This window comes from Syntrophorhabdaceae bacterium (assembly GCA_028713955.1).
In the GTDB taxonomy this organism is placed as follows: domain Bacteria; phylum Desulfobacterota; class Syntrophorhabdia; order Syntrophorhabdales; family Syntrophorhabdaceae; genus UBA5609.
This window is the reverse complement of sequence record JAQTNJ010000109.1, coordinates 1-10,128: the sequence shown is the minus strand read 5'-3', so window position 1 is coordinate 10,128 and position 10,128 is coordinate 1. Positions and strand designations below refer to the sequence as shown.

The window sequence follows — 10,128 nt, the reverse complement described above, 5'->3', positions numbered from 1 at the left end:
CCTGCAGTTCGTTCTGGAGTTGTTTTATCCGGAGGAATGCCTTGATCTTGCTCATCAATACGGCAGCCGATGTTGATTTTTCTATATAGTCGTCCGCACCCTGCTCAAGCCCTTTGATCTTGTGGAAAACCTCTTTCTCGATCGTGAGCAAAATAAATATCGCCGAAGAAAGTTCCGGGTTGCCCTTTACCTTTCGGCAGAACTCAATACCATCTGTTTTCGGCATGTAGTAATCACTGATAATAAGGTCGGGTTTTACTTCGAGAGCCCGCCGCAGACCTTCCTCGCCGTCTGAGGCCTCATATACATCGAAGGTGGGATATTTAGACAGGTATTTCCCGATAGCATTGCGGAATACCGGATCATCATCGACCAGCAGGATCTTGATCTCTTTATGTCCTGTCATTTTTTTCCTGGTTCCAGGGGAGCCTGAGCCTTCTGGTTGGGATCAGGCGTTGCCTGTTTCCGGACTTCCACGAGGATACTGACACGCCGGTTGGCAAAATCGAGGGGTTTGCCCGGGATTTTGAGGTTTCTGTCGGCAAAACCCTTTATCCCGACGACCTGATCTTTCTTAACTCCGTTCTCTTCAAGGATCTTGCGTGCCATATTTGCCCTGTCTGTGCTCAGCTCCCAGTTCGAGTAATTTGGCGTCACATAAGGTCGTGCATCGGTATATCCCTCGATGATGATGCTATTCGGCAGGCGGCCAACATCTTTTGCGACAAGCTTCAGGAGCTGGATAGTTTCCGGCTTTATCCGGGCGCTTCCGATGTCAAAGAAGAGGCCTGTTGAATTCTCCACCAGTTCGATACGGAGCCCGTCTTTCGTTACCTCTATCTGTATCTTGTCTTTAAATTTATTAAATTCAGGAGTTGCGGCTATGGCTTCCTTGATCTTTTTTCCTTCTGCTTTTAATTTCTCTATTTCATTGACGAGATTTGTAGAAGGTACAGGGGCAGCGCTTTGAGCGCCGTCAAGGATGCCGTTTGACCCTTTCCCCTGGCTGAAAGCCCCTGGATCCTTAAAGTAGCCCGCAATGGCGTTCTTTACATTACTGCTCTGACCCACGATCCATAAAACGATGAAGAGAGCCATCATGGCTGTCACGAAATCGGCATAGGCCACCTTCCACGCTCCTCCGTGGTGGCCGCTGTGTCCTTTTTTCTTCTTTATAATGATTCGTACCGGGGTATTGTGATCGTCCATTATTTTTTAACACCTTTTACGAAGGTTTCCATTTCCTGGAATGTTGGCCGGAAATCACTGGGGATAGATCGTCTTGCAAATTCAACGGATACGATAGGGTTAAATCCTTTTGCCAGCGAGATGACCCCTGCCTTGATCGCTTCATAGACCTTTGAGTTTTCTTCTGCGGCAAGGTCAAGGTTTGTGGCAAGAGGCTGGATAAACCCATAGGACAAGAATATCCCCAGAAAGGTTCCCACAAGGGCCACAGCTACTTTATGACCGATCTCTTCCGGGGGGCCGTTAATGGCCTGCATGGTAATTACAATCCCGAGGACAGCGGCAACGATACCGAGTCCAGGCATTGAGTCCCCGATCTTCTGCAGGATCATCCCCGGTTTTGTCCCTTCGTGGTAATGGGTCTCGATATCCATATCCATGAGGGTCTCTATGTCATGGGGTGCGATACCGCCGAGGACGATGAGCCGGAAGGTATCGGTCATGAAAGAGAGGAGGTGATGTTCCTTCAGGATATCAGGATAATTGGCAAATATTTTGCTTTTGTCCGGGTGTTCGATATGTGATTCGAGGGCGATGAGCCCGTCTTTCCTGGTGACCTGGAAGATCTCATACATGAGCTTTAAAAGGTCGAGATATATCCGCTTATTGACCTTACCGCCCTTTAAAGTACCGAGGATAGCCTTGACGATCTTGACAAGGAGGGTTTTCGGGGTTGAAATGATGAGGGCGCCGAGTGCAGCGCCTCCGATAATGAGGAGTTCAACCGGCTGGATCAGGACAGGCATGGGCCCGCCTTCCATTATGAATCCCCCTATCACTGCCCCCAGAACGATAATAGAACCGATTATCACAAACATGTGGCTGTCCAGTACCTTAAGTAAGTGGCTGTAAAGTGCCCCGTTTCCTTTGATTTCCTGCTGGTTTTCATGATACGCATTGGTTACCTGCGATTAATATAATGAAACACCTCCACCGCTTAAGTAGGTTATCGGACAGAGGGGGGAAAGAGTTAAGGGAGAATTTGTGGCGAACAGCGATCAGCACACAACGATCAGCTAACAGCAGAAAACGTGAGGCGTTAGGCGTGAGTGGGACAACAACACCTATTCACAGTTCCCTTCCTTCTGTCATTGCGAGCGTAGCGTGGCAATCTCACGAATAGTCTATATCTATACCTTAATGGGATCGCCACGTCGCTTTGCTCCTCGCGATGACAAAAAGGTAAAACGCCTCACAGTAGTTCTCCCTTTACGCCCACGGATTTGTTGCTGATCGCTGTGTGCTGTATGCTGATCGCTGACAGCTGTATTTATGCCTTTTTGAACAGGGGATCTCTGTAGACGATCTTGCCGTCCATGATGGTAAGGAGGTTCTTTCCTTTCAGTTTCCACCCGCCAAAGGGCGTGTTTTTGCCTTTTGAAAGGAACTGTTCCGTATCGACGGTCCATTCAGCATCGGGGTTGAAGATGATAAGGTCGGCAGCGCTGCCCTGTGCCAGCGTACCGTAGGGTATATTAAGAAACCTTGCAGGGTTGACGGTAAATTTCCCGAGAAGCTCCTTCAGGGTCAGGACCCCCTCATGGACAAGGGCAAGAGACAGGGCAAAGGCCGTCTCCAGACCTGAGATCCCGAAGGTCGCGAGGTTGAATTCCACATCTTTTGAGGTGAACTCATGGGGTGCGTGATCTGTGGCGATGATATCGATAGTATTATTCCGCAGCGCCTCTTTGACGGCATCGACGTCCTTCGGGGAACGAAGCGGCGGGTTGACCTTTGTATTGGTGTCAAAGCCGAGCGTTGCCTCATCGGTGAGGCTGAAATAATGCGGACAGGTATCACAGGTGACCTTCTTGTACTGCCTTTTTGCCGCTGCGATGGCCTCGAGGCTTCCCTGCGCCGAGATGTGGGTAAGATGCACCGGGGCGTTGACGTACCGTGCTACAGCGATATCACGGTGTACAATGACCTCTTCTGCGATTGGAGGGATCGCGTCAAGGCCGCTCTTCACGGACGCAAGGCCTTCGTGAACAAAACCACCGGAAAGGTTATCGTCCTCGCAATGGGATATGACCGGGATCTTAAAAAGCAGCGCGTATTCGAATGCCCTTCTCAAAAGCCCTGCGTTCTTCACGGACTTCCCGTCATCGGAAAGGGCGACAATTCCCGCCTCGTACATCTCGCCGATGTCTGAAAGCTCTTCGCCTTTCAGACCCTTCGAGATAGCGCCGCAGGGAAATACACGGCACATGCCTTCCAGCTTTGCCATCTTTACGATATATTCTGTTACACTCTTGTTATCGTTCACGGGATCGGTGTTTGCCATACAGACCACAGAGGTAAATCCTCCCTTAGCCGCTGCCATCGTCCCTGTCCTGATGGTTTCTTTGTATTCGTAACCGGGTTCCCGCAGGTGGGTATGGACGTCGATAAGCCCCGGCGCGATGATGTGGCCCGTGGCATCAATGACCCTTACGCCGGCGCCCTTTTCGGGGATATTTTTATCTATCTTTTCAACGATATTTCCGCTGAGGAGGATATCGAGTTTTGCGTCGATCTCCCGGCCGGGATCAACAAGCCTCCCTCCCTTGATGAGGGTCTTCATGTTTCCCTCCCTATGAGGAGGTAGAGGATCGCCATCCTCACTGCCAGTCCGTTCTCAACCTGGTCGAGGATGACTGAATAAGGACCATCGGCGACCTCGTCGGCGATCTCTATGCCCCTGTTCATCGGGCCAGGGTGCATGATGATGACATCCTTTTTTGCCTTCTCAATGTGTTCTTTCCGCAATCCATAGAACGTTGCATACTCCTTTACGGAGGGAACGAAAGAGATCCCGCCGCGCTCCTTCTGGATGCGGAGCATCATGATAACGTCGGCGCCCTTCACCGCCCTGTTCATGTCGTATTCCGTCCTTACCCCGAGGCTCTCTATGTCAGGGGGGATCATTGTCGGGGGGCCTGAGCAGAGGATCTCGGCATCGAAGTGGCGAAGTGCAAAGAAGTTCGACCGTGCGACCCTGCTGTGGGCAATATCGCCGATGATAACGACCTTCAGGCCGTCTATATGGCCTTTCTTTTCACGGATAGTGAAGAGGTCAAGAAGCGCCTGTGTGGGATGTTCATGGGCGCCGTCACCGCCGTTGATCACGGAAGAATCGATGATCTTCGCAAGCATATGAGGCGCCCCGGGCATGCTGTGCCTGATAACTATCGCGTCGGGCCTCATCGATTCAAGGTTCCGCGCGGTATCTTTGAGCGTCTCGCCTTTTACGGAGCTGCTTGTGCTGGAGGAGATGTTGATCGTATCAGCGCTCAGCCGTTTTGCCGCGATCTCAAATGACGTCCTTGTCCTGGTGCTCGGTTCGTAAAAGAGGGTAATGACGGTCTTGCCCCGAAGGGTCGGTACCTTCTTGATCTCTCTTTTTGATATGTCTTTGAAGGACTCCGCGGTGTCGAGGATAAGTAAGATCTCCTCCTTTGAAAGTTCTTTGATCCCGAGAAGATCTTTTTTGTCCCAGTTCATCTACGATCTCACAATAACGACTTCATCTTTTCCATCGACCTCGTGGAGCCTTACGAGCACCTCTTCCTCGGGGTTTGCCGTGTAGTGGATGCCTGCATAATCCGGGTGTATAGGGAGTTCCCGTTCACCCCTGTCGACGAGGACGGCAAGCTGGATCTTCTTTGGCCTGCCGAGGTCCATGATGGCATCGATAGCAGCCCTCGTTGTTCTTCCCGTATGCATCACGTCGTCAATAAGGATGATGGTGCCATCGTTCACGTCGAAGGGTATATCGGTTTTTTTAATAACAGGTGTTTTGAGCATATTGATATCGTCCCGGTACATCGTGATATCGAGGACGCCGACAGGAAGTTTTATCCCTTCAATACTCTTGATCTTTTTCTGGAGCCGGTTTGCCAGATAGATGCCTCTTGTCCTGATGCCGATAAGACTCAGTTCCTCGCAGCCGTGGTTCTTTTCGAGGATCTCGTGGGTCATCCTGGTCACGGTCCGTTCAACCGCTTTTTTATCGAGGAGCACCTTGTTTTTCATCAATCGTCCATGTAGATGGCCCGTTCAGGGCAGTTGTCCACGCATGATGTACACTCTATACAATCCTCAGGCCGTGATATGCTGACTGTTCCGTTCTCATAGGTAAATACATCATAGGGACATATATCAATGCATTCCTTACATTCAGTGCAGGTTTCTTTTGAGATATAAGGTCGCACACTTGATACTACTATAATGGGTTTACAAAAAAAAATCAATTTAGAATTATGTACAGGTATTTTTATTTGCCAAAAAATATGCTCTGTGTTAAACATATGAAAACATTTATCAGTAACCCATAAAAATGCACATATTGTTGAGGCTGCCTCGTTTGTTAAAGATTCTTGTGTATGATAAAAGTTCAGTGATTTCAGGTATTTCCTCGTTTCGGGGATTTTCAGGATTTATTACAGCAGGTATTGTCAAATATAGGCGGAAGGCGATTCTTTCTGCCAGAGGTGGTGACGTTTATGAAAAAACAGTCTCTTAGATTAAACAGATATCGGTTGATAATGGGGTGCGCCACGAAATTCTGGATGTTCTTTCTCGTCCTCTGTGTGCTGGCTGTGCCCGGGATAAGCGGCGCCGATGAAGGCGAGGTGTATGAATCGATGTACGGTTCTGCGGCCTCTCTTTACAGTACAGGCTACGGGATCGCCTTTGACAACCTGAAGGAAGGCCAGCGCCTTGAGCCGTACATCGACAAGATCAATAAGATCGCCGGGTTCGCTGCCACCGTAGGCAGCGCGACGAGGAAAGCGGCCTCCGGCGACATGTACGGCGCCGGTGAGGAATCGGTTCTGGCCATCATGGCCGAGGTCGCCGGATGGGAATCGTCCGGACAGGCCTACCTGAAATACCTCGGGCTCTCTACGGCTACCTTTCAACTGGCATTGACGGCCTATTCCATCACAAAGGAATCCTACGCGCAGGTGGAGTCAACGAGGATCGCCCGCGACATAGAATCGCTCTACGGCGCCATTGAAAGCGACCCCACGCTGAAGCCGAAGACGGGCAGGCAGCTCGGGGACAAAAGCGACCCGATCCCGGTCACCAAACAGTCGGTGGAATACGTTTTCCGGAAGGTGGTGTTCGATACAAGCTGGCGTCAACGGCTCAAGGCATATGTATCGGAAGAGCTCGGGAAGGACTTCCCGGAGCCATCTGCCTGGGATAAACTCAGCGCCATCGCTGTCGACGGAGGGAGAGGCTATGACACGGCCGGGCAGGCCGAGGTTGTGAAAAACAGACAGGAGATAGAGACCTGGATCGCCGGCCTCCTGAAGCGGCTGAACGATTACGCCAGGGCAGCCGAGAGCGAAGTGATCATGCGTAAGGCATTCTTTGAGATCGAGAAGGCCTCGAAGAAATTGACCCCCGAGTTCGTGAATTACACTGTAAGCGTTGACGAGGCGGTAAAGAGGCTCCCCGAGATCGATGCATACGCGAAGCAGGTTCCGCAGGCCATTGCCACCGCGAAAAAAAATAAACGGTGGGACGACCTGTATAATATCCGGGACAGGATCGGGTATTTCGTGAGGGTCTACGTGAGGATACTTCCCGATAAAGGTCCGATCGGTCAAAAAAAGCTGGCAACGAAGGCAGCGCTCAAGCAGTCATGGAACGATGTGGCAAAAGCGCTGAAGGATATACCGAGGACCCTTCAGACTGAATTTGCTGCAACAACGACCCAATATCCTTCAACGTTAGCATTTAAAAGCACCCCGGTAAATCTCATCAGTATCGATGAAGTGGATCTGCAGATTCGTCAGGCAAAGACCCTTCAGGAAGCAGAGATACGGGCGCAAGACTTAACACAGGATGCCGCCAGGAAGTGGCAGGCCTTTCAGGAACAATTTGCCAGGGATAACCCGCCCGGTGATGAACACCCGCAATACAAATCTCAGCTTGAGTCATTAAGTCAAACGTCCAGAACGGGGGATACCTGCACCGGCGCATGGGAGGCATACAAACAGACGCTTGCAACGAAGACCAGTGATCAGGCGCGGGCAGGCGCCTTGCAGGCCTATGAAGCCTGTGTACGTGGTTACTGGGCTAGTAAAAGTGAGCAAGGTGCTCAAAAACAAAAACAAATAGACGATCTTATAAAAGCAAAAGGGAACTACAACCAAAAACGACAGCTTTACATGGACAGCGCAGGACAGCAATATAATGCCCTCGTGAAGGCGATCGGCAGACTTAAAGAGGAAAAGCGTGCGCAAGATGCAGATATGGAGAAACTGAAAAAAACCGCCCTCGAAAGGCTGGCGGCGGTCGATCAAAGCGTCCCGACCTTTTATCCCGTGACCCAGGCAAAGAACTACCAGGTTACGGCTGCGGACACGAAGCAGTACCTCAACAGCCTCAGGAGCCAGAAATCGGATGGGTACCTGGGCCTGCCGAAGATGAAGTTTCCCAAGTGGGGAGAAAACGGGCAGGCAATTGCTGATTATATCGAGGGCATAAAGAGAAGGATATCCAACGAGAGCGGCAATTCCTATCAGTTGAACGAGAGCCAAAAGCGTGCCATGGAATATATAGGCAATCTCAAAAAATACCTCATCGAAAAGGACCGGTACACGCAGGAGATCGCGGAGGCAAAAGAGAAGATATACGCCCTGAACCTGCGGTCTGATCCCAGGGCACAGGCGATCACGGGCATTGAAAAAAGGGTTACTGACATGAAGGACGTGGAGAAGCTGGCGCTGGAGGTCGAGACTGAGATGAACAACAAGCTCATCACGGAAAACCAGAAGCAGCTTGCCAGCATACAGGACGACCTGCTCTATCTCGATAGCCTGCTTAAAAAGGTGCAATACTGGAGGGAGGCGATCCAGATGTATTCAACTCCTTTATATAAGTTCGGCGGCTCGGTCAATGCCGCCATGGTGTCCGTAGCGATGGCTACCGAGGGCAGCTCCGGCTCCAACAGGCGTATATTTCTGGCGCCTTCCCCATCAGACCTGAACCTCTTTGACAAGGCGAAGGCGACCGCCGCCGCGGATACGCTGCTGAAGGATATCGAACGTACCGGCATCGCCAAGTGGGACCCCAACGGAGATACGGGGCTTAAGGCAATGCTGGAGAAGAAGGCAGCGGAGATGAGGAATTACTACATAGACACGCCCGATTACGCCATCGTGGGCGGCAACGTTGTCTATGCGTCGAGGATCGCAAAGATGGCGGCCGATGTGAGGGCGATCCCGACAAGCTCCTACGGAAGCTACACATACAAAGAAGGCATCAGGAACCGCACGTTCGACGAGAAACTGGGCGCCGCGCTCCGAAACGGCACCGCCTTTGCGATGGACATAGAGATGAAGACCAATGCCGACGAACAGTCGGTATCGGTAACGCTTGATACGGCAAAAAAGCTGGCGGCGGGCCATAAGAGTGCCGCGATCAAGACGGCATCCACTGATCTGGTAAAGGCGGTCGACGAGCACGTGAAGCGCTACAACGCATATACAGCCCAGGAAGCGAAACAGCGGGCTATAGATTATGCCAAGGCCGAGGCGGAGATGAAGCTTCAGAACGAGTGCCTGGCCAAGGGCGGGGTGTATACGAACGGCAAGTGCACGACCATGCCGTCTGGGCCCGGCCAGGCCGGCCCTCCGGGCCAACCAGGACAGCAGGCGGGAAAAGGTACCGGAGTTGCCCCCACAGGGACAGGCGCCGGGACGCCTCCGACGGGTGCAGGTCCCATGACCGCACAGGGAGGGCCGGGCGCTGCAACTCCTCCGACAGGTGCTGGCCCGATGGTGCCGTCAGCAGGTCAGGGAAAGGGAACGCAGCCGCAGACACCCGGTGGACAGACCCCGCCCGCAACGCCACCTGCGGGTATGACGCAAGCTCCCGCGCAGCCGGCCGGACAACCGCAAGGCACACCTCCGGCAGCGTCACCTTCCGGTGCTTCTCAGGCGGCTTCTCCACCAAGCGGAGCCTCCGGTAAGCCTCAGACGCCTCCTTCAGGTTCTACTGCAGGACAGCCCACACCTCCGGCAGTGCCTCCACAGGGGGCAATGCAGGTTGCTTCGCTCCCGGCCGCAGGCAAGACGGCGCCTGCAGTCGCGGCGCCTCCCCAGTCTTCTCCTCAGCAGGGAGCATCCCCGCAGCCACCTTCTGCCCAGCAGCCGAAGGCCGCTGCCGCCCCTTCCATGCCTTCACAAGCGGCTCCAATGCAGCCGCCGAAACCGGGCATGATGGGTTCCATGCCATCACAGGCAGGCTCTATGCAGCCGCCCAAAACAGGCGCGACCGGCTCCATGCCGCAGCAGTCGGGCATAGGCCCCACGGCCTCCGTACAGAGTAAAAGCAGCCCGCCGAAGGCAGTGGACCTGACCCCAAAAGTGAGAGAGCTCTATAGCCAGCTCAAGCAGGCCTACGAATCGAAGAGCACCTCGGGAGTTACGCGGTGTCTGAGCAGTCAGTGGGGGTCCAGTGATGGGGGGAGCGTTTCCGACCTCCAGAGGAATCTGCAAAAGATATTTACCATGTTCGATGAGGTAAGATTCAATATCCAGAACCTGCAGGTAAATAAAGTGAATGAGACGAAATACAAGGTGAATTATGATGTTACCATTACGAGCAAGATCTATAAGAAAAACCTCAAGCACGAAGAAAAATCGAGCATCAACGAAGAGGTCACGATAGATCAATCGGGTCAGCCGAAGATCTCTAAAACTCTCGGAGGGAAGCTCCTGTCGGTCAAATGATAAATATTTGTTTACATTTTACCTCGTGCTGTACTAATAGAATATATACTCCAGAAAAGGTGAGGAGGTTTTGATGAAATTGTCCGGCAGGATATTGCTGCTCTTTTTTCTTCTCTTAGCTTTCGCCTCTGACGGCCATGCAAAGTGGTGG

At 52.3% G+C, this 10,128-nt stretch carries 7 protein-coding genes; 1 reads left to right on the top strand and 6 read right to left on the bottom strand.

The features are described 5' to 3' along the window. From PHU49_10125 to pyrR, 6 genes are all read right to left on the bottom strand, one after another. On the bottom strand, nt 1–406 hold a 406-nt coding region (locus PHU49_10125), incomplete at its 3' end, for a response regulator (protein MDD5244363.1). Next, the gene (locus PHU49_10120) at nt 403–1,209 is read right to left on the bottom strand and encodes a flagellar motor protein MotB (GenBank protein MDD5244362.1); all 807 of its coding nucleotides are present in this window, start codon (nt 1,207–1,209) and stop codon (nt 403–405) included. The genes PHU49_10120 and PHU49_10125, both read right to left, overlap by 4 nt. Further along, on the bottom strand, nt 1,209–2,066 hold the full coding sequence (motA, locus tag PHU49_10115) for a flagellar motor stator protein MotA (GenBank protein ID MDD5244361.1): 858 nt from the start codon (nt 2,064–2,066) through the stop codon (nt 1,209–1,211). Before motA ends, PHU49_10120 begins: the two co-directional genes overlap by 1 nt. Before the next feature lie 452 nt (nt 2,067–2,518). Further along, nucleotides 2,519–3,811, bottom strand: coding sequence for a dihydroorotase (locus PHU49_10110; protein ID MDD5244360.1), 1,293 nt, complete (start codon nt 3,809–3,811; stop codon nt 2,519–2,521). Next, on the bottom strand, nt 3,808–4,731 hold the full coding sequence (locus tag PHU49_10105) for an aspartate carbamoyltransferase catalytic subunit (protein ID MDD5244359.1): 924 nt from the start codon (nt 4,729–4,731) through the stop codon (nt 3,808–3,810). The genes PHU49_10110 and PHU49_10105 overlap by 4 nt, the downstream gene beginning before the upstream one ends. Next, nucleotides 4,732–5,262 (bottom strand): bifunctional pyr operon transcriptional regulator/uracil phosphoribosyltransferase PyrR, encoded by a 531-nt coding sequence (pyrR, locus tag PHU49_10100; protein MDD5244358.1) that lies wholly within the window; start codon nt 5,260–5,262, stop codon nt 4,732–4,734. A gap of 470 nt (nt 5,263–5,732) precedes the next feature. Here pyrR and PHU49_10095 point away from each other — a divergent pair, with 470 nt between their 5' ends. Then, a complete protein-coding gene (locus tag PHU49_10095; GenBank protein MDD5244357.1) occupies nt 5,733–9,977 on the top strand; it encodes a hypothetical protein in 4,245 nt (1,414 codons plus the stop codon). The last annotated feature ends 151 nt before the right edge of the window (nt 9,978–10,128 follow it).

Excerpts from the sequence above, each read along its gene's own strand:
- pyrR (MDD5244358.1), bottom strand. The coding sequence starts at position 5,262 with ATGAAAAACAAGGTGCTCCTCGATAAAAAAGCGGTTGAACGGACCGTG.
- PHU49_10105 (MDD5244359.1), bottom strand. The coding sequence starts at position 4,731 with ATGAACTGGGACAAAAAAGATCTTCTCGGGATCAAAGAACTTTCAAAG.
- PHU49_10110 (MDD5244360.1), bottom strand. The coding sequence starts at position 3,811 with ATGAAGACCCTCATCAAGGGAGGGAGGCTTGTTGATCCCGGCCGGGAG.
- PHU49_10120 (MDD5244362.1), bottom strand. The coding sequence starts at position 1,209 with ATGGACGATCACAATACCCCGGTACGAATCATTATAAAGAAGAAAAAA.
- PHU49_10095 (MDD5244357.1), top strand. The coding sequence starts at position 5,733 with ATGAAAAAACAGTCTCTTAGATTAAACAGATATCGGTTGATAATGGGG.
- motA (MDD5244361.1), bottom strand. The coding sequence starts at position 2,066 with ATGTTTGTGATAATCGGTTCTATTATCGTTCTGGGGGCAGTGATAGGG.